The organism is Ensifer sp. VA4 (assembly GCF_055710065.1).
On the sequence record NZ_JBVQPO010000001.1, the window covers coordinates 269212 to 288025 of the forward strand.

General features: G+C 64.7%; 16 protein-coding genes. 4 read left to right on the forward strand and 12 right to left on the reverse strand.

Annotated features, from left to right (window positions below; translation table 11 throughout):
* Positions 1–281 precede the first annotated feature (281 nt).
* Together mutL and AC0C6X_RS01335 are read left to right on the forward strand one after the other, a co-directional pair.
* Positions 282–2096: a DNA mismatch repair endonuclease MutL gene (mutL, locus tag AC0C6X_RS01330; protein ID WP_472951477.1), complete on the forward strand. Its 1815-nt coding sequence runs from the start codon at positions 282–284 to the stop codon at positions 2094–2096.
* A gap of 89 nt (positions 2097–2185) precedes the next feature.
* Positions 2186–2419: a DUF2093 domain-containing protein gene (locus AC0C6X_RS01335; protein WP_173515743.1), complete on the forward strand. Its 234-nt coding sequence runs from the start codon at positions 2186–2188 to the stop codon at positions 2417–2419.
* 40 nt (positions 2420–2459) lie between these two features.
* Here the strand turns inward: AC0C6X_RS01335 and lpxK are convergent, their stop codons facing one another.
* The 6 genes from lpxK to AC0C6X_RS01365 form a co-directional block, all read right to left on the reverse strand.
* Positions 2460–3500, reverse strand: coding sequence for a tetraacyldisaccharide 4'-kinase (gene lpxK / locus AC0C6X_RS01340; RefSeq protein WP_173515742.1), 1041 nt, complete (start codon positions 3498–3500; stop codon positions 2460–2462).
* Between the two features lie 177 nt (positions 3501–3677).
* Positions 3678–4382, reverse strand: a complete 705-nt coding sequence (locus AC0C6X_RS01345) for an HAD family hydrolase (protein ID WP_247958023.1) — start codon at positions 4380–4382, stop codon at positions 3678–3680.
* 25 nt (positions 4383–4407) lie between these two features.
* Positions 4408–5721, reverse strand: coding sequence for a lipid IV(A) 3-deoxy-D-manno-octulosonic acid transferase (waaA, locus tag AC0C6X_RS01350; protein ID WP_173515740.1), 1314 nt, complete (start codon positions 5719–5721; stop codon positions 4408–4410).
* Positions 5722–5812: 91 nt separating this feature from the next.
* On the reverse strand, positions 5813–6049 hold the full coding sequence (locus AC0C6X_RS01355; RefSeq protein WP_173515739.1) for a DUF4170 domain-containing protein: 237 nt from the start codon (positions 6047–6049) through the stop codon (positions 5813–5815).
* A gap of 60 nt (positions 6050–6109) precedes the next feature.
* Positions 6110–6925, reverse strand: coding sequence for a 3'(2'),5'-bisphosphate nucleotidase CysQ (locus AC0C6X_RS01360; protein WP_472951480.1), 816 nt, complete (start codon positions 6923–6925; stop codon positions 6110–6112).
* A gap of 146 nt (positions 6926–7071) precedes the next feature.
* Positions 7072–8418 carry a TldD/PmbA family protein gene (locus AC0C6X_RS01365; RefSeq protein ID WP_173515737.1) on the reverse strand — a complete coding sequence of 449 codons (1347 nt, stop codon included), beginning with the start codon at positions 8416–8418 and terminating at the stop codon, positions 7072–7074.
* Positions 8419–8566: 148 nt separating this feature from the next.
* On the opposite strand from AC0C6X_RS01365, the gene AC0C6X_RS01370 reads away from it, so the two are divergent.
* Positions 8567–10402, forward strand: coding sequence for a monovalent cation:proton antiporter-2 (CPA2) family protein (locus AC0C6X_RS01370; protein ID WP_247958026.1), 1836 nt, complete (start codon positions 8567–8569; stop codon positions 10400–10402).
* A gap of 40 nt (positions 10403–10442) precedes the next feature.
* Here AC0C6X_RS01370 and AC0C6X_RS01375 read toward each other — a convergent pair whose 3' ends face one another.
* The 3 genes from AC0C6X_RS01375 to AC0C6X_RS01385 all read right to left on the reverse strand — a co-directional run bounded on the left by AC0C6X_RS01375 (position 10443) and on the right by AC0C6X_RS01385 (position 14020).
* On the reverse strand, positions 10443–11321 hold the full coding sequence (locus AC0C6X_RS01375; RefSeq protein ID WP_472951482.1) for a patatin-like phospholipase family protein: 879 nt from the start codon (positions 11319–11321) through the stop codon (positions 10443–10445).
* Between the two features lie 188 nt (positions 11322–11509).
* Positions 11510–12070, reverse strand: a complete 561-nt coding sequence (gene rsmD, locus AC0C6X_RS01380; RefSeq protein ID WP_247958028.1) for a 16S rRNA (guanine(966)-N(2))-methyltransferase RsmD — start codon at positions 12068–12070, stop codon at positions 11510–11512.
* Between the two features lie 6 nt (positions 12071–12076).
* Positions 12077–14020 carry a pseudouridine synthase gene (locus tag AC0C6X_RS01385; protein ID WP_247958029.1) on the reverse strand — a complete coding sequence of 648 codons (1944 nt, stop codon included), beginning with the start codon at positions 14018–14020 and terminating at the stop codon, positions 12077–12079.
* A 73-nt stretch (positions 14021–14093) separates the two neighbouring features.
* Between AC0C6X_RS01385 and AC0C6X_RS01390 the strand changes: the two genes are divergently transcribed.
* Positions 14094–14543 carry a nucleoside deaminase gene (locus AC0C6X_RS01390; protein WP_173515732.1) on the forward strand — a complete coding sequence of 150 codons (450 nt, stop codon included), beginning with the start codon at positions 14094–14096 and terminating at the stop codon, positions 14541–14543.
* Positions 14544–14594: 51 nt separating this feature from the next.
* Here the strand turns inward: AC0C6X_RS01390 and AC0C6X_RS01395 are convergent, their stop codons facing one another.
* The 3 genes from AC0C6X_RS01395 to ileS all read right to left on the reverse strand — a co-directional run bounded on the left by AC0C6X_RS01395 (position 14595) and on the right by ileS (position 18746).
* The gene (locus AC0C6X_RS01395; RefSeq protein WP_173515731.1) at positions 14595–15074 is read right to left on the reverse strand and encodes a GNAT family N-acetyltransferase; all 480 of its coding nucleotides are present in this window, start codon (positions 15072–15074) and stop codon (positions 14595–14597) included.
* Between the two features lie 14 nt (positions 15075–15088).
* The gene (locus tag AC0C6X_RS01400; RefSeq protein ID WP_173515730.1) at positions 15089–15709 is read right to left on the reverse strand and encodes a hypothetical protein; all 621 of its coding nucleotides are present in this window, start codon (positions 15707–15709) and stop codon (positions 15089–15091) included.
* Between the two features lie 127 nt (positions 15710–15836).
* Positions 15837–18746, reverse strand: coding sequence for an isoleucine--tRNA ligase (gene ileS, locus AC0C6X_RS01405; RefSeq protein ID WP_173515729.1), 2910 nt, complete (start codon positions 18744–18746; stop codon positions 15837–15839).
* Positions 18747–18814: the final 68 nt, after the last annotated feature.

Below are 18814 nucleotides of genomic sequence, written 5' to 3' on the forward strand. Positions count from 1 at the left end.
AAGGGGCGCGCGGCGCTGTAGCGGCGGTTTCATTTCGGGACATGCTGGGTGGCCTTGGCAGGCGTCTCTTCGCGCGGAGGGAGTACGGCGTCCAGCTACGCCGCAATGCTCGAAAGACAAAACCCGTGATCATTCAGGTTGTTGTGGAAAATCGCAGCAGAGTGTTAAGGGGCGATTAAACCCTCACTCATTTTTCCGGGGCGACGACCGCGTGCGTTCGGGGCCGGGGACGAGGTGCCATTCCCCCTTCCGTTTCCCGAGCGAATCCGGGAAAATGGGACATGGTCATCAAGCAGCTTTCAGAAACTCTCATCAACCAGATCGCCGCCGGCGAAGTGATCGAACGCCCAGCCAGCGCCGCCAAGGAGCTGATCGAGAACGCGCTCGACGCGGGCGCGACGCGCATCGAAATCGCGACTGCCGGCGGCGGCAAGACGCTGTTGCGCGTGACCGACAATGGCTCGGGCATGACGCCGAACGACCTCGAACTTGCGGTCCGCCGGCACTGCACGTCGAAGCTCGACGACAGCCTGTTCGACATCCGCACGCTCGGCTTTCGCGGCGAGGCCCTGCCTTCGATCGGCTCGGTCGCCCGCCTGTCGATCACGACGCGCACGGCCGGCGCCAGCGAAGGCGCGGTCATTGCCGTCACCGGCGGCAAGACCGACCCGGTTCGCCCTTCGCCGGCCAATACCGGCACGGTCGTGGAGGTCCGCGACCTCTTCTTCGCGACGCCGGCGCGACTGAAGTTCATGAAGTCCGAGAAGGCGGAAGCGGCCGCGATCTCCGAGATCGTACGCCGCATGGCGATCGCCTTCCCGGCGGTCCGCTTCGTGCTCTCGGGCAGCGACCGCTCGACGCTCGAATTCCCGGCGACCGGCGACGATCGCCTGGCGCGCATGGCCCAGGTGCTCGGCAAGGATTTCCGCGACAACGCAATCGAAATCGACGCCGAGCGCGAAGATGTCGGGCTCACCGGTTTTGCCGGCGTGCCGACCTACAATCGCGGCAACTCGCTGCAGCAATATGTCTTCGTCAATGGCCGCCCGGTGCAGGACAAGCTGCTGCTGTCGGCGATCCGCGCTGCCTATTCCGAGACGATCCCGAGCGGCCGCTACCCGGTTGCCGTGCTGTCGATCACGCTCGATCCGGCGCTGGTCGACGTCAACGTGCATCCGGCCAAATCCGATGTGCGCTTCCGCGACCCCGGCCTCATCCGCGGACTGATCATCGGCGCGATCCGCGAGGCACTGACGCGCGAAGGCGACCGCGCGGCAACCACCGGGGCGCGCGGCATGATGCAGGCTTTCCGCGCCGGGACCTATCGCCCGCAACCCTGGACCCCCGAGACGTCCCCGTTTCGGCCGGCACAATTCGATGCCATGCTGCGTGGCGTCGGCGAGGTACCGCAGGCGAGCTTCGCCGCCTTTGCGGCGCCATCGGCACGCACGGCCGTCCCAGCCGAGCATGAGGCGCCGGTATCGCAACAGGATGCACCGACACCGACGCCGCAATCCTTCCCGCTCGGCGCGGTACGGGCGCAGCTCCACGAAAACTACATCGTCGCCCAGACGAATGACGGTCTCGTCATCGTCGACCAGCATGCCGCCCATGAGCGGCTGGTGTTCGAGGCGATGCGAACCGCGCTGCATTCGCGGCCCGTCGCGGCACAGGCCCTGCTGATCCCGGAAATCATCGATCTGGCCGAAGACGATTGCGACCGGCTGATGGCCCATGCGGCGGAGTTTGCCCGCCTCGGCCTCGCCATCGAGCGCTTCGGCCCCGGGGCAATCGCCGTGCGCGAGACGCCGGCGATGCTCGGCGAAATGGACGCCGTCGGCCTGGTACGCCAGCTTGCCGACGAGCTTGCCGAATGGGACACTGCCAACGGGCTTACAAGCCGGCTCGAATATCTTGCGGCGACGATGGCCTGCCATGGATCGGTCCGCTCCGGCCGACGCATGCGTACCGAGGAAATGAACGCCTTGCTGCGGCAGATGGAGGCGACGCCCGGCTCCGGTCAATGCAACCATGGGCGGCCGACCTACATCGAGCTCAAGCTTTCCGATATTGAACGGCTGTTCGGCCGAAGCTGATCGCGCACGGCCGCGAAATGCGGCTGGCATTTTGCCTGATGGCGAGCTAGACCAGAGAACAGACCACAAGGACGTTACAGGCAACGAACATGATGAACCGGTTTGAAGGAAGCACGTCGCGCGAGGCGAAGATCCGTTATCTCGACGGCGACTTTCAGATCGTCCTCGCTGGCTCGCATGTGATCTGCGCGATGACCGGCAGAACCATTCCCGTCGACGAGTTGCGCTACTGGAGCGTCGCCCGGCAGGAAGCCTATGTCGATGCGGAAGCCTCCGTCGAGGCGGAAAAACGCGCCGGCGCATTGCCGAACCAGCGCCGCTAAGGCGACGTCGTCAGGTCTCTTCCCCGGATACGAATAGCCGTTACTTGACTGCGCCTTCGCGCAGCTTGCGGGCGCGCGCGGCGGAAAGCGCCGTCTCGATGATTTTTGACGGCGCCATGGGATCATCGAAACGCACGTCGATCTCGATCACCCGGCTGGCCGCGGCCAGCTCGGCGGCGCGGCCATGGCCGGGCTCGAGCCGAACCATGTCCTTGGCGGTGGTGACCAGCGTGCAGCCCAAAGCCGCCGCCCGATCGAGCAGATCGGCAATCTCGTCGTCGGAAAAATGATGGTGATCCGGAAAGCTGCGGGTTTCCTCGACGACGGCCCCGGTCTCACGCACCGTGCGATAGAATTTCTCCGGATCGGCGATACCGGCCCAGGCGAGGACCTTGACGCCCTTCAGCGACCCGTCGTCGAGCCTCACCACATCGGCCTCGTAGATCTGCTTGCCGGCGCGGGCTGCACGGCGGATCAGGGCATCGGCCTCCGTGCCGTCGCCGATTTTCAGGAGTGCCGTCGCATGGCGCAACTGGATGGGAAGCGGCGCCCGCACGGGGCCGGCCGGCACCAGATAGCCGTTGCCGATGCCGCGGCGCGAGTCGATCACCAGAAGCGCGAAGTCGAAAGCGAGACGCGCGCTCTGAAAACCGTCGTCCATGATGATGATGTCGGCACCTTCCTTCACCAGGCGGCGAGCCCCATCGACACGGCGGCGGCAGACGACGGTCAACGCCTCGCGCGCCAGAAGCAAGGGTTCATCGCCAACGTCGCGGGCGCGGTGATGCTCAATATCGACGATCGTGGTCACGTCGAGAGAGCCGCCGTAGCCGCGGCTCAAGAAGCCGGGCTTCAACCCTTTCTGACGGATGACGCGGGCAAGGGCGATCGCCGTCGGCGTCTTGCCGGCGCCGCCGACAGTGAAGTTGCCGATGCAGATGATCGGCACGGGAACCGATGCACGGCGCGCGCGGTCCATGCGCATGCCGGCAATCCGCCCGTAGAGCCATGAAAACGGCCACAAGGCGCGGGCACGCCAATCCGCCTTGGTCCACCAGAATGGCGGCGCTTCCGATACCATCTTCTTTCCGTGGCCCCCAGCCGGTGTCGTCCATCCGCTTTGGGAGGACGCATGTCTTCTTGCCGTCGCAAGCCGACGGATTGCCCCAAAAAACGTCAGAATGTGAAAAAACGCAAGCTATGGATGGGATGCAGCCGGCTTCAGCCGGCCCGCCTCATGCGTTTGCTGGCATTTCGGCTAGAGCACGGCCTCAAGCTCGGTGATGTCGGCGAGGCAATGGTCCGAGGCTGCGGCGAGCGATTGGCGTGAACCGGTTCCGGTCAGCACCGCGACCGTCATGCCGACGCCGGCACTGCGGCCCATGTGCATGTCGTGATTGTTGTCGCCGACGACAACGACCTGATGCGGCTCAAGGCCCGTTGCGGCGCAAAAACCGAGCACCATGCCGGGCTCCGGCTTGACGCCGTAGCCGCTGTCATAACCCGCCACATAATGCAGGTATCCATCAAAGCCGAAGCGCCTTGCGGTCTCGCGGATCGATTTTTCGTTGTCGCTGGAGGCGACTCCAAGACGATAGCCCTTGGCATGCAGACCGGCGAAGAAGGTGCCAAGATCAGTGACGGGGACGGCATATTCCGCCGAGCGCGCGAACAGGCTGTCGAACAGGGTTGTGAGATCCTCCACCGTGAAAGGCGCGCCCGCGCCCACGAAACCGGTCGCGATCTCGACCGTGTTGCCGGCCGCAAGCAGGCTGTCGGGCAGCACATGGCCGGTATCGGCATCCATGCCGCCCGCTTTCAGCAACGTGCGAGCCAGCGCCTCGTCACCCTTTGCCGCAATCCGCGCCAGCTCATAGTTCACCGGCACCCAGCTCTTGGCGTAGTCGAGCAGGGTTCCATCCTTGTCGAACAGGATACCGGCGATGGCTTTGGATGCGGTCATGATGAGAGGTCGCCTCCTGCTTGTGTCAGCTTTCGGTCGGGGGATTGAGCCGCGCCTTGACGATGAGCGGATTGATGTAGGGCTCTAGCCCCTTCATCGTCGCCGACAGGGCACCACGCATCTCTTGCACGGTTTCGAGGCCGGCATCGATCATCGAGCGACGCATGTCGTCGTTGGCGAGCAGATAGTTGACGCCCTTCGCCAGCATCTCGACGTCGCGCACGATCTTGGCGCTGCCGTTCTTCGCCAGCGTCTGATAGGTCTCGCGAAAATTCTGGACGTTGCCGCCGGACAGGATCGCACAGCCGAGCATCGCCGGCTCCAGCGGGTTCTGGCCGCCTTCGGCAAAGAGCGAGCGGCCGACAAAGGCGACTTCGGTCAGGCGAAGGTAGAGGCCCATTTCGCCGATGGTGTCACCGAGGAAGATGTCGACATCCGGCGTCAGCGGATCGCGCCGCGTGCGGCGGGCGACCTTCAGGCCCTTGGCCGTCAGCGCCGCCTCGATCGCATCGCTACGCTCGGGATGGCGCGGCACGACGATCGTCAGGAGGCCGGTCCGTTCCTTCAGCGCGCGATGCACGACGCCGGCAGCGTTCTCCTCGCCGTCGAAGGTCGAGATCGCGGCCCAGGTCTTGCGCGTGCCAATCTGCTGCTCGTATTCGCGGAGCGCCTGCGGATCATGCGGCGGGGCATCGGTGTCGACTTTCAGGTTGCCGGAGACCATGACCGGCAGGGCGCCGAGCGTGCGGAAGCGCTCCGCATCGACGTCGGATTGGGCGATCACCAGCGCCAGGTTTTCAAACAGCGCGTCAGCCAGCCCCGGCCGCCGCTTCCACCGGGTGAAGGTGCGATCGGACAGGCGACCGTTCACCAGAACCTGCGGAATGTGGCGCCGGCCCAGCTCCAGGATGGTCATCGGCCAGATTTCGGACTCGGCGATGATTGCGAGATCCGGCTCCCAATAGTTCAGGAAACGGCTGACCGCCGGCTTGAAATCGAGCGGCACATATTGGTGGATGACGCTCGTTCCCAGGCGCTGGGCGACGACACGTGCCGAGGTCATCGTTCCCGTCGTCAGTACGACGTTGATGCCGCGCCGACGGATTTCCTTGATCAGCGGGATGACCGCATTGGTCTCGCCGACGCTGGCGGCGTGAAACCAGACGAGCGGGCCCTGCGGTCGTGGTGCGCTGGCATGGCCGTAGCGCTCGCGACGGCGCGCCGGGTCCTCCTTGCCCTTCGCCGCGCGAATGGCAAGGTAGGACCAAACGAGGGGATAGATCGCCGAGCCGATCCAGCGGTAGCTGGAGAGCGCCAGGCGCGCGCGAAAGCTGCTCATGACGAGACACCTTCCTCAGCCGTCTCGGCCGGGAGAAACTCAGGGGCGACTGGCATGCAGGTTTGCGCCGCGCATCCCCACCTCATCGGCATCAGCCGTTTTCCGGGTCGAGCAGACGATGCATGTGGACGATGAAATAACGCATGTGAGCGTTGTCGACGGTCATCTGCGCCTTGGATTTCCAGGCGGCAAGCGCGCTTTCATAGTCCGGATAGATGCCGACGATATCGAGCTTGTCCAGGTCACGGAAGTGGACGTCCGTCAGCGTGGTGAGTTCACCGCCAAAGACGAGGTGCAGACGTTGTTTCTTCTCGGATTCGTGAGCCATCGGAATTCCATTTTTTCTTTTTGGGTGTGGGCGTTGATTTGAGGCATTCGGCCCCAAAGGTCAATGGGGCTCCATCGATCGCGATGCGGCGATCAGGCCCGGCAAGAGCGGCTTTGCCGCCGCGCAAAGCACCCCGTGAACGACGGTGGAGCGGTTGTAGGACAAGGGCTGGTCGTCGAGATCGACGAGCGCGCCGCCGGCCCGGGCAAGGATGAGATCGGCCGCAGCCAGATCCCAATCATGGGAATTCTTCTTCACCAGCGTACCGTCGATCCGACCGTCGGCAACCATGGCCAGCCGATAGGCAAGCGACGGCACATGCGGCACGCGCGCGACGGTCTTGCGGTAGAGGGGCGGAAGCTTGCCGACCGTGTCTTCGGCCGCCGCCAGATGCAGCATTTCCCCGGACTTTGCCTCACGCACCGAGATCGCGGCACCGTTCTTCAGCGCGCTACCGCCGGCGACAGCCTCGAAGAGTTCGTCAAGCGCCGGGGCATAGAGGACGCCGGCGACGGGCTGTCCCCGATGGACGACGGCGACACTGACGCACCAAAGCTCCTTGCCGGCGATGAAGGCACGCGTGCCGTCGATCGGATCGACGACGAAGACCGTTTCGCGGATCAGGCGGCTGGCGTCATCGTCGGTCTCTTCCGACAGCCAGCCATAGCCGGGTCTCGCCGCAAGCAGCCGCGTCTTCAGTACGTCGTTGGCCGCGAGATCCGCTTCGCTGACCGGCGAGCGGCCTTCATTCTTCCACCGGACATCGGGAGCTTTGCCAAAATAACCGAGTGCCGTTTCGCCGGCGACGACCGCGGCGGCGCGGATCAACTCGAGTTCCGGCTTCCAGTCCGCGCCCGATGGTGCTGTGTCAGACATTCAAAACCCCGTCAGCCCGCCTCTCCATACCATGAGGCGGGATCGGCGCGGAGCACCCGCACCGTTTTTTTCCTTCGGCTTCCAGATCAGTTCAGTGAACCAATGTGCTGATCCAGCCATTTGAAATGACGCAATCGCACGGCGCTCTAGAGACCCGCAAGCGTCATGCCCTCGATGGCAAGCGTCGGCGCCGCAACACCGAATTTGCGATCGATGTCGTCTGCGGGCGTCAACGCCATGAACATGTCCTTGAGATTGGACGCGATCGTGACCTCGGAGACGGCATACGAGAGTTCGCCGTTCTCGATCCAGAAGCCGGAGGCGCCGCGGCTGTATTCGCCGGTCACCATGTTCACGCCCTGGCCGATCAGTTCGGTGACGTAGAAGCCGGTGCCGACATCGCGGATCAGATCCTCACGCGAGATCGAACCCGGCTCGAGCGCCAGGTTGGTCGAGGCCGGATTGACCGTCGGGCCGCCGCGCACACCGCGGCCGTTGGTCTTGAGGCCGAGTTCGGCGGCGGCCGATGTCGACAGGAACCAGTGCTTCAGCACGCCATCTTCGACCATCGCGAGCTTCGAGCCGCTGACGCCCTCGCCGTCGAAGGGGCGCGAGGAGGCGCCGCGCACGATCAGCGGATCGTCGGTGACGGAAAGGCCCGCCTTCATGATCTGCTTGCCCATCCGGTCACGCAGGAAGCTCGTCTTGCGGGCGACCGATGCGCCGTTGATGGCGCCTGCCAGATGGCCGACGAAGCCCCGCGCCATGCGCGGATCGAAGACGACGGTGACATTCTTGGCCGTCGGCACTTGGCGCGGATTGAGGCGTGCCACCGCGCGCTCGCCGGCAAGGCGGCCAATCTCCTCGGCCGGCCGCAGATCGCCAACATAGAGGCGGCTGTCGAAATCGTAGTCGCGCTCCATCTTCGTGCCTTCGCCGGCAATCGCACTGACGGAGCAACCGAAACGCGTCGCCATGTAGGAACCGGAGAAACCATGCGAGGTGACGAGCACCAGACCGCCCATGCCGGCCGAGGCGCCGGCGCCGCTGGAATTGGTGACGCCCGAGACCGAAAGTGCCGCCTCTTCGGCGGCCAATGCCGCCTCCGTCAATGATTCCGTGGAAACCGCGGTCGGGTCGAAGAGATCGAGGTCCGGATAGGACTTTGCCAATTGGTCCGCATCGGCGAGCGAGGCGAAAGGATCCTCCGGCGAGGCCTTGGCCATGGCGACGGCGCGCTCGGCGAGCAGCTTCAGATCGAAGCCCGGATTGGCCGAGACGCTGGCGACGCGCCGCCCGACGAAAACGCGAAGGGAGAAATCATCGCTTTCGGAGGCTTCGGTCGCTTCGACCTTGCCGAGGCGTACGGAGACGGAGCGGGAGCGCCCGCGTACCACCACCGCATCCGCCGCATCCGCGCCGGCCTTGCGGGCGAGGTCCACGAGTTCCGAGGCGCGTTTTTCGAGGTCGGCAGAATCGATCGTGTCTGACATGATGTAGCCTTTCATTCCTGCCCCATTTATTGTGCAGTGACGCAGGCATCAAGGGCATCGGCCCGATTCCCGCCCATACACCGCAAATGACCGCTCTCGAAAGCTCCCCCGTCGGGGGCCGGGTGCTCCAATAGTGAAAGCCGCAGGCATGGCAACGACACCGATCATCTACTCTCAAGCGCTGATGCTGCTTGGCGGCGCAGTGTTGGCCGCACCAATCTTCAAGCGGCTCGGCCTCGGCACCATCCTCGGCTATCTCTGCGCCGGCGTGCTCATCGGTCCGGTCGCCCAGAGCATCACCGAGGGCGAGCAGATCCTGCATGTCTCGGAACTCGGCGTCGTGTTCCTGTTGTTCATCATCGGCCTCGAACTGAAACCGTCGCGCCTCTGGCAGATGCGGCGCGATATCTTCGGCCTCGGCACGGCGCAGGTGGTGCTGACCGGCATCGTGCTCTCGTCCATCATCTATGCCTTCGGGCTCCTCGGCCAGGGCGGCAGCATCATTGCCGGCTTCGGCCTGGCCCTGTCGTCGACCGCCTTTGCGATGCAGATCCTCGACGAAGGCAACGACCGCAACACGCGCTACGGTCAGCGATCATTCTCCATTCTTCTGCTGCAGGATCTGGCGATCGTGCCGCTGCTGGCGCTGATCCCGCTTCTGGCGGCGCAGGCGCCCGAGGATACGACGCCGCCGCTCGAGGATTTCGCAATCGCCACAACCGCGATCATCGTTCTCTTCGCTGCCGGCCGCTACCTCGTGAATCCCCTGTTCCAGATCATCGGCCGCACGGGCGCCCGCGACGTCATGATCGCGGCCGCCCTGCTCGTCGTCATGGGCGCGGCGACCATGATGCAGCTCGCCGGACTTTCGATGGCCATGGGAGCCTTCCTCGCGGGCGTGCTCTTGGCGGAATCCTCCTATCGCCATGAACTCGAAGCGGATATCGAACCGTTTCGCGGTATCCTGCAGGCACTCTTTTTCATGGCGGTCGGCCTGTCGCTGGAACTCGGCGTCATCGTCGAGCGCTACCAGTTGATCATCGCTGCGGTGCCGCTCTTGATGGCGTTGAAGAGCCTCGTGCTCTACTGGCTCTGCCGGCTCACCGGAGCGCACCACAACGACGCGGTGCGCATCAGCCTGCTCCTGCCGCAGGGCGGCGAATTCGGCTTCGTGCTGTTCACGGCAGCAGCCAGCGCCGGTGTCTTCTCCGATGGCGACGCCTCGCTGCTCGTCGCGATCGTGACGCTGTCGATGGCGCTGACGCCGCTGGCTTCGATGCTGGCGCCGAAGCTGATGCGCGAGCAGGACGAACTGGACGAGGAGATCGACGAAGACTTCGAGGGCGCCGGCGCCGACGTGTTGATGATCGGCTTCTCCCGCTTCGGCCAGATCGCCGCGCAGATCCTGCTCGCCGGCGGCCGCGACGTGACGATCATCGACCATTCCGCCGCCCGCGTGCGCCAGGCCGCGACCTTCGGCTTCCGCATTTACTTCGGCGACGGCACCCGGCTCGACGTGCTGCGCGCCGCCGGCATCGAGCGGGCAAAGATCGTCGCCGTCTGCACGCAGAAGAAGGAAACGACCGACCACATCATCGACCTCGTGCAATCGGAGTATCCGAACGCCCGCATCTTCGCCCGCTCCTACGACCGGCTGCATACGCTGGAGCTGCGCGCCAAAGGCGTCGACTACGAACTGCGCGAAACCTTCGAGTCCGGCCTGCTGTTCGGCCGCAAGTCGCTGGAGGCGCTGGGAGTCGGTGACGACGAGGCGATCGCGATCATGGACGATATCCGCAAGCGCGACGAGGCACGTCTCGTGCTGCAGGAGGCCGAAGGCATTACCGCCGGTCGCGACATGCTGCATTCGCGTCCCGTCAGGCCAGAACCGCTGGTCAAGCCGAAGCGCGAGGTCGATCACTCCCAGGAGACGGGCGAACGGATCCTGCCGGGGCTTCCTGCGGACGAGCGCGAGAGCGCGTAGTCGCGCCTGTACCGACCGTGCGGCCGTCAATCGTCGGAGCTCAGCCGAGCTTCGGTGCTCGCATCCGTTCGTCGAGGGCCCGCTTCAACTGATCCTTGATCGCGACGGTTCCGTTCAGCACGTCCTTGGCCCGCAGGAAATCCATTACCCGGTAGCGGCCGACATCCGGGCGCAGCAGGATATCCGGCGCGCCCTCCTTGAGCTTCATCGCGATGATCGATTGCATCATCAGCTGGCTCGCGCCGAACAGGCTGTCGATGCGGCTCGGGATCGTCTTGCCATCGCCATCAGGACCACCGACGACATCGACGGCGATGACGATGTCGGCCAGGCCGCGCAAATGATCGAAGGGGATGGGGTTGTAGATACCGCCGTCGATCATCACGCGCCCGCCGATCTTCACCGGGATGAAGATCGCAGGCAGGGCCGCGGAGGCCGCCAGCGCCTGCCACAGATCACCCCTTTCGCAGACATGCTCGGTCTGGCCGTAATAATCGGTGGCGACCACCTTCAGCGGAATGCCGAGATCCGAGAACTTCGACGGAATGGCCTCCGGCAGAAACGCTCTGAGAACGCGCTCGACATTGAATTGCCCGAAGCGAAAACCGTTCGCCACCGCCTCGGAAAGGCTCGACGGCCGCAACTGCCAGAGCCGATTGACGACCTCGCGGCGATGGCCGACGGTCGAAAGCGTGTGGGCCCTGATCTCTTCACCGCGCAGGCCGGCGGCCATGCCGGCGCCCATGATCGCACCGATGGAGGAGCCGGCGATCGCTACCGGGCGAATGCCCAGTTCATCCAGGGTTTCGATGACGTGAATATGCGCAAGCCCTCGTGCGCCACCGCCACCCAGCGCCAGCGCGACCGTCGGTTGGCTGGACGCCTGCGCCGCCCCCTTCATCGAAAGATCCTGCTTCATCGGCATGTTCTCCGCTTCTGCATCTTTCCCTAAGTCGAAATCGATTTGAGGGCAAAATTATGCAGCAGACCGAAACGTTACAGCGACCATGGGTGCGTCACAGAAGACGCGCGGCGCTATAAGCGGGATGAGGAAACTTGCATGGTCGGCGACAGCCTATCTTCGCAAGGAAATCGAAAATATGACGGTCAGGCGCCGCGGAAGCGATAGAAATGGATGCGGGTATCGCCGAAGACTCTGACGTCGAGACGCTCGAAGACTGCCGCAGGCGCCGGCTGGACGTCCGCCCGCTCTTCGAGGATCACCAGTGCATCGGGGACGAGCCAGTTGCCGGCGGCGGCAGATTCCAGCGCCTTCTCGCCGAGGCCCTTTGCATAGGGCGGATCGGCGAAGACGAGATGGAACGGCTCCATCGTGCCGACGGCGCCGAGGTTCGTCGCGTCACGCCGGAAAACCTTCGCCCGTCCTTGCAGGCCGAGCGTCTCGATGTTCGTCTGCAGCAGTCCCCTGCCCTCGACGCCCTGCTCGACGAAGAGTGCCTGACGGCACCCCCGTGAAAGGGCCTCGAAGCCAACGGCGCCAGTGCCCGCGAAAAGGTCGAGCACACGGGTGCCGTCGAGCGCTTCCGGATAGGAATGGCTCAGGATGTTGAACAGGCTTTCGCGCGTCCGGTCCGTGGTCGGGCGGATATCGTTGGACTTGGGCGTGGCCAGGCTGCGGCCACGAAACTCTCCACCGACGATACGCACGACCCGTTAGTTCCCCTTGCCGCGCGGTTTGCCACCCCTCGGACGGGCGCCACCAGGCCGACCGCCGGGTTTGCCCCCAGGCTTGCCGCCGCGGGGTGCGCCAGACCGTGCGCCGAAGGACTTGCCACCAGCCGGCTTGCCACCGGAGGGTTTTCCCCCAAACGGCTTTCCACGCGGCTTGTCGCCGAAGGGACGATCGCCCTCGGCACGCGGTGCGCGCGGCCGGTCGGAACGAACGCGTTCACCACCTTCTGCCCGGGCCGGACGGTCGCCACGCGGCGAGCGCGGCTTGTCGAAGCGGCTGCGCTCACCACCTTCGGCTCTGGCCGGACGGTCGCCGCGCGGCCGATCACCACCCTCGCGGCGCGGCGGGCGATCGCCGTGATCGCGCGAATTGCGCTCGCCGCCTTCGACCGAACGGCGGCGACCGAAGCCGCCATCCCTGCCCTCATCGCGATGACGAACCGGTTCTGCGGCGCTGATCCACTCGCCGTCCTCGTCGCGGCTCTTGACGAATGGGCGGGCCGGCTTGTCGGCGCGTGCAAAATCCCTGGCGCCGCCCTTGCGGTCGGGATCGAATTTGCTCGTTGTCTTCGTTGCCAGTCCGTCCTTGTTGCGGCCATAGCGCTTGGTCTTCGGCGCGCCTTCCGGACGCTCGCGACGGACGGGCTTCTCGGTGGCTTCGCCGTCAACGGATTTCGGCTTCTTCTCGGCCAGCGGACGGGCGCCAGGCGCCATCCAGACATTGGCGGTGCGCGCACGCGTAGCCGGCGCACGTTTCGGCCGATCTTCGAACTTGCTGTCACGGTCGTCACGATCACGGCCGCCACGCTTGCCGTCACGGCGATCGTCGCGGCGCGTGTCGAGCCGTGCCAGAGCACGTTCGCGCTTGTCCTCCGGTTTTTCCCAACGGCTGCTCTTGCGCTGCTCGGGTTCGTCCTCTTCGTGCAGGTCCCGCGCGGTCGTGGCCGCCTGGTCGTTGTAGAGCGGCGCGTCGAAATTCGCCTTGGCATCCTCGATCAGGCGCGGTCCAAGCTGGTCACGCAACGTGCGGCCACGGATTTCCTGGACATGTCCCTCCGGCAATTCGCCGAGCTGGAAGGGGCCATAGGAAATGCGGATGAGGCGGTTGACGTCGAGACCGAGTGCGCCAAGCACGTTCTTGATTTCGCGGTTCTTGCCCTCGCGCAGCCCCATTGTGATCCAGACGTTCGAACCCTGGACCCGGTCCAGCGTCGCCTCGATCGCGCCGTAGAGCACACCGTCGACGGCGATGCCGTCCTTCAACCGGTCAAGCGCCGCCTGATCGACGTCGCCGTGGGCGCGCACGCGATAGCGGCGCAGCCATCCCGTCGAAGGCAGCTCGAGCACGCGGGCCAGACCACCGTCGTTGGTCAAGAGCAACAGGCCTTCGGTGTTGATGTCGAGGCGGCCGATCGACAGGACGCGCGGCAGCTCGTCGGGCAGGTTGTCGAATACGGTCGGGCGTCCTTCCGGATCGGCATTGGTGGTCACCAGGCCGGCCGGCTTGTGATAGAGCCAGAGGCGGGTGCGCTCGATGCCGCGGATCGGCTGGCCATCGACTTCGATCGCATCGGCAAGCGTCGCGTTGACGACCGGCGTGTCGAGAATGACGCCGTTGAGCTTGATGCGACCTTCCATGATCATGCGCTCGACATCGCGGCGCGAGGCGACACCGGCACGTGCCAGGATCTTGGAGATGCGCTGCGGTTCGTCGATACCTGGAGCAGCCGCGTTCGGGCGCTCCCTGGCCGGACGCGAAGCGCCAGACTTGGCGCCGGAAGCCTTCGGCCCGGAGGTCTTGGCGCCAAACGTCTTCGAGCCGGCAACCTTTTTCGGTGCTCCAGCCTTCTTGTCGGCGAAATGCGGTTTCTTGTCCCGGCCGGCGGACTTGCCGCCAGGCCGCGTGGGCTTGTCTTTGGATGTCATTTGTGTTGCCTGCCTTTTGCGGCTGTCCTATCAGGTCGCGGCCCGTGGGTTAAGAGAAATTATTGTTTGAGCGATGACTGATACGACACGCTTCATGGATGCGGCCCTTGAGGAGGCCAGGAAGGCGGCGGAGCGCGGCGAGGTGCCGATCGGCGCCGTGGTCGTTTTCGATGGTCAGATCATCTCCCGCGCCGGCAATCGCACCCGCGAATTCAACGACGTGACCGCACATGCAGAGATCGTCGCCATCCGCGAGGCCGCAGCAGTGCTCAAGGACGAGCGGCTGACGGGCGCCGATCTCTACGTCACCCTCGAACCCTGCACCATGTGCGCCGCGGCGATTTCGTTCGCCCGCATCCGCCGCCTCTACTACGGCGCGGACGACCCGAAGGGCGGCGCGGTCGACAGCGGCGTGCGCTTCTTCGGTTCGCCCACCTGCCATCACGTGCCTGACGTCTATTCGGGCCTCGCCGAGCGCCAGGCTGCCGAGATCCTCAGGGACTTCTTCGCCGGCAAGCGGTGAGACCAGTCCGGGCTCTCACGAGTTCGCGTTTTCAGTTTTTTTGAAATCGCCTCAGTCGGCCGCGAAGCTTTCGAGGGCCGCGCCGGCCAGCCGGTAACGCGTCCATTCGGACATCGGCTCGGCGCCAACCGATTCGTAGACCCGGATCGCCGGCTCGTTCCAGTCGAGCACGCTCCATTCGAAGCGGCCGCAGCCTTCCTCGACGGCAATTTTCGCGAGGTGCTTCAGCAGCATCTTGCCGGCACCCGAGCCGCGGCAATCCGGCGTGACGTAGAGGTCCTCGAGGTAGAGGCCCTTGCGCGCCTGCCAGGTCGAGTAATTGTAGAACCACATGGCGAAGCCTGCGGGCTTGCCGTCCTTCTCGCAGATCACGGCACGGGTGATGGCGCCCGGGCCGAAGAGCGAGGCCTGCAGCATCTCGACTGTCGCCTCGACGGCGTCAGGCTCCTTCTCGTAGACGGCAAGTTCGGTGATGAAGCGCAGGATGGTCTCCGCGTCTTCCGGGCGAGCATCGCGAATGGTGATCGTCATGGCTTATGCGCAGCTTAGAAGGGCCAGTACCACTTGGTACCAGAATTCTTGATCTGCGCCTCCTTCTTGCGGCGGCGCTCCTTGTCCTTCTCCGGCTCGCCGAGATCGGTCTCGGTGCCCTCCGGCAGGCGGCGGTATTCTAGCGGCGGATCGCTCAGGAAACGGCGCTTGTCGGAATAGGCGCCCATCTCGATCTTGCGCGCCTCACGATAGGCCTCCTGCTGCTCCTTGGCCGAGAGCCGGCGGCCGTTGGCGCTGGCCTTGGCGAGCGGCGAAACGTAGTTCGGGTTGTTCTTGTTCGCGTCGGCTTCTTCGCGCAGACGATTGCGAACTTCCTCCGGAGACTCGACCCATTCCGGGTTGGCCTCACGGCTGGCGAGAGACTTCTGCGGCTCGACGAGAGCGGTCTGCTGCGCCGACGGCGGCAGAACGAGACCTGGGCGCGGCTGATACTTGACCGGATCACGCTTCGGCGGGCCGAAGCTGGCGACGCTGCCGAGGTCGTCCATGAGTTGTTCGCCAGCGGTCTTGTCCGTGCCGTAGGTGGGGCCGCCGATGCAGCCCGAAAGCACGAGGCCGCTCGTCAAAATGGCGGCCACGCTGGCAAACACTCGCAACTCTCGCGTCATTTCCATGAGATTCCTTCCAGCCGGCCACCGGTCCGCGCGGCCACTCAAGCGCCCATGGCGGAGAAATCCGCCAAATTTCGGGCAGGTTTTACCGGATGAACGCAACGAGTGCAATTCATCCGGTAACAATGCGTTAAGCCTTGAAACCAAGTTCACGCAGGGCCGCGGCGTCACGGGCCGACACGTCCGGGTAGAGCGGGTCGGAACCGACATCGGTCGTGATCCGCCAGGAACGGGCGCATTTCTGACCTTCGGCGAGCTTCGGCACGACGCTCACCTTGGCCACGTCGGCGAGGCGGAATGCATCCGCAGGGCCTTCGGTGGCTTCGATCACGATGGCCGAGGTGATGCAGATCTCGGCGAAGTCCTGACCTTCCAGCGCCTTCAAAAGCTCCGGATCGGCGACGTGGACGACCGGTGCCGCTTCCAGCGACGAACCGATGCGCTTGTCCTTGCGCTCGATCTCGAGCGCGCCGGTGACGACGGTGCGGACCGCACGGATCTTGTCCCACTTGGCTTCGAGCGCATCGTTCTTCCATTCCGCCGGGATCGCCGGGAACTGTTCGAGGTGCACCGAAACCGCATCGGGCTTGCGCGACAGCCAGGCTTCTTCCGTGGTGAAGGGCAGCATCGGCGCCAGCCACAGCACGAGGCAGTCGAAGAGCTTGCGGATGACCGCGAGCGCCGACCGACGACGCAGGCTCGACGGCGCGTCGCAATAGAGCGCGTCCTTGCGAACGTCGAAGTAGAAGGCCGAGAGTTCGACGTTCGAGAAATCGATCAGCGCGCGAGCGATCTTCTTGAAGTCGAAAGCATCGTAGCCTTCGCGCACGAGCTGATCGAGCTCCGCCAGGCGATGTAGCATCAACCTTTCGAGTTCCGGCATTTCGGCATAGGCGATCTCCTCGCCCTTGTCGTGGGCGAGCGTGCCGAGCATCCAGCGGATCGTGTTGCGCAGCTTACGATAGGCGTCGATGTTGGTCTGGATGATCGTCTTGCCGAGACGCTGATCTTCCCAATAGTCCGTCGTCATCACCCACAGGCGCAGGATGTCGGCGCCGGCATCCTTCATCACCTCCTGCGGCGTGACGGTGTTGCCCTTGGACTTCGACATCTTCTCGCCTTTCTCATCCATGGTGAAACCATGGGTGACGACGGCGTTGTAGGGCGCGCGGCCGCGCGTCGCACAGGCCTCGAGCAGCGAGGAATGGAACCAGCCGCGATGCTGGTCCGACCCTTCGAGATAGACGTCGGCCGGCCACTTCAGGTCCGGGCGGTCTTCGAGCGTGAAGGTATGGGTCGAACCGGAATCGAACCACACGTCGAGGATGTCCATGACCTGGTGCCACTTGGCGTGGTCGTGATCCTTGCCCAGGAAGCGGTCCTTGGCGCCCTCGGCAAACCAGGCATCGGCACCTTCCTTTTCGAAGGCTTCGAGGATGCGGGCGTTGACGGCCTCGTCGATCAGGATCTCGCCCTGGTCGTCAGCGAAGATCGCGATCGGCACGCCCCAGGCGCGCTGGCGCGAGAGAACCCAGTCCGGGCGTCCCTCGATCATCGCGCGCAGGCGGTTCTGGCCGGCGCCGGGAACGAAACGGGTATCGTCGATCGCCGAGAGCGCACGCGAGCGCAGCGTCGTGCCATCGCCGAACGCCTTGTCCATGTAGACGAACCATTGCGGCGTGTTGCGGAAAATAACCGGCTTCTTCGAACGCCAGGAATGCGGATAGGAGTGCTTCAGACGACCGCGCGCGAACAGCGCGTGACGGGCGATCAGCGCCTTGATGACGCGATCGTTGGCGTCGCCCTTCTTGCCCTTGTCGTCGATGACGCGGCCGGCGCCGCCTTCGGCGTCGGGGCCGAAGCCATGGGCGTCCGCGGTGAAGTAGCCGGCGTCGTCGACCGTGAACGGGATCGCCGAGGAAATGCCGCGGGCTTCGAGCGCACGGGCGCTGTCCATCCAGGCGTCAAAGTCCTCGCGGCCGTGGCCCGGGGCCGTGTGCACGAAACCGGTGCCGGCATCGTCGGTGACGTGGTCGCCGTCGAGCAGCGGCACCTTGAAGGCGTAGCCGCCGCCGAGACCATGCAGCGGATGGGCGCAGGTCACGGACGACAGTTCATCGGCTTCGAGATCGCGAACGAAATTGAAGGTGAGCTTCGCCTTGGCCGCGGATTCGTCCGCAAGGCGCTTGGCGAAGATCAGCTTCTCGCCCGGCTGTGGGCCGAAGTCGTTCTCGGCGGTCGCGACTTCATAGAGGCCGTAGGCGTAGCGCGAGGAATAGGCAATGGCGCGGTTGCCCGGGATGGTCCAGGGCGTGGTCGTCCAGATCACGACGAAGGCGCCGGAGAGCGCGTCCGGACCTTCGGTGACCGGGAACTTCACCCAGATCATGTCGCTTTCGACATCGGCATATTCGACTTCGGCTTCGGCAAGCGCGGTGCGCTCGACGACCGACCACATGACCGGCTTCGAGCCGCGATAGAGCTGGCCGAGCTTGGCGATCTTCATCAATTCGCCGGCGATGCGCGCTTCGGCGTGGAAGTTCATCGTCGTGTAGGGATTGTCGAAGTCGCCCTCGATGCCGAGGCGCTTGAACTCCTCGGCCTGGACCTGGATCCAACCGGAGGCGAAGTCACGGCATTCCTTGCGGAACTCGTTGACCGGGACCTCGTCCTTGTTCTGGCCCTTCTCGCGGTACTTCTCTTCGATCTTCCACTCGATTGGCAGACCGTGGCAGTCCCAGCCGGGCACGTAGTTGGCGTCGAAGCCGCGCATCTGGAACGAGCGGTTGATGACGTCCTTGAGGATCTTGTTGAGTGCGTGGCCGATATGGATGTTGCCGTTGGCATAGGGAGGGCCGTCGTGCAGCACGAACTTGTCGCGGCCGGCGGCCGAGGCGCGCAGCTTCTTGTAGAGGCCCATCTTCTGCCAGCGGGCCACCGTTTCCGGCTCCTTCTGCGGCAGGCCAGCGCGCATCGGGAACTCCGTCTGCGGCAGGTAGAGGGTCGAGGAATAGTCGATCTTTTCAGCGGTGTCGGTCATGGTCTTTGCAATCGCTTCTTCGCGCGAAGGGTCGCGCATACGCAATGGGCTCGGTATCGAGAGATGAC

Coding starts and splice junctions, on each gene's coding strand:
- mutL (WP_472951477.1), top strand. CDS start 282: ATGGTCATCAAGCAGCTTTCAGAAACTCTCATCAACCAGATCGCCGCC.
- AC0C6X_RS01335 (WP_173515743.1), top strand. CDS start 2,186: ATGATGAACCGGTTTGAAGGAAGCACGTCGCGCGAGGCGAAGATCCGT.
- lpxK (WP_173515742.1), bottom strand. CDS start 3,500: ATGGTATCGGAAGCGCCGCCATTCTGGTGGACCAAGGCGGATTGGCGT.
- AC0C6X_RS01345 (WP_247958023.1), bottom strand. CDS start 4,382: ATGACCGCATCCAAAGCCATCGCCGGTATCCTGTTCGACAAGGATGGA.
- waaA (WP_173515740.1), bottom strand. CDS start 5,721: ATGAGCAGCTTTCGCGCGCGCCTGGCGCTCTCCAGCTACCGCTGGATC.
- AC0C6X_RS01355 (WP_173515739.1), bottom strand. CDS start 6,049: ATGGCTCACGAATCCGAGAAGAAACAACGTCTGCACCTCGTCTTTGGC.
- AC0C6X_RS01360 (WP_472951480.1), bottom strand. CDS start 6,925: ATGTCTGACACAGCACCATCGGGCGCGGACTGGAAGCCGGAACTCGAG.
- AC0C6X_RS01365 (WP_173515737.1), bottom strand. CDS start 8,418: ATGTCAGACACGATCGATTCTGCCGACCTCGAAAAACGCGCCTCGGAA.
- AC0C6X_RS01370 (WP_247958026.1), top strand. CDS start 8,567: ATGGCAACGACACCGATCATCTACTCTCAAGCGCTGATGCTGCTTGGC.
- AC0C6X_RS01375 (WP_472951482.1), bottom strand. CDS start 11,321: ATGAAGCAGGATCTTTCGATGAAGGGGGCGGCGCAGGCGTCCAGCCAA.
- AC0C6X_RS01385 (WP_247958029.1), bottom strand. CDS start 14,020: ATGACATCCAAAGACAAGCCCACGCGGCCTGGCGGCAAGTCCGCCGGC.
- AC0C6X_RS01390 (WP_173515732.1), top strand. CDS start 14,094: ATGACTGATACGACACGCTTCATGGATGCGGCCCTTGAGGAGGCCAGG.
- AC0C6X_RS01395 (WP_173515731.1), bottom strand. CDS start 15,074: ATGACGATCACCATTCGCGATGCTCGCCCGGAAGACGCGGAGACCATC.
- AC0C6X_RS01400 (WP_173515730.1), bottom strand. CDS start 15,709: ATGGAAATGACGCGAGAGTTGCGAGTGTTTGCCAGCGTGGCCGCCATT.
- ileS (WP_173515729.1), bottom strand. CDS start 18,746: ATGACCGACACCGCTGAAAAGATCGACTATTCCTCGACCCTCTACCTG.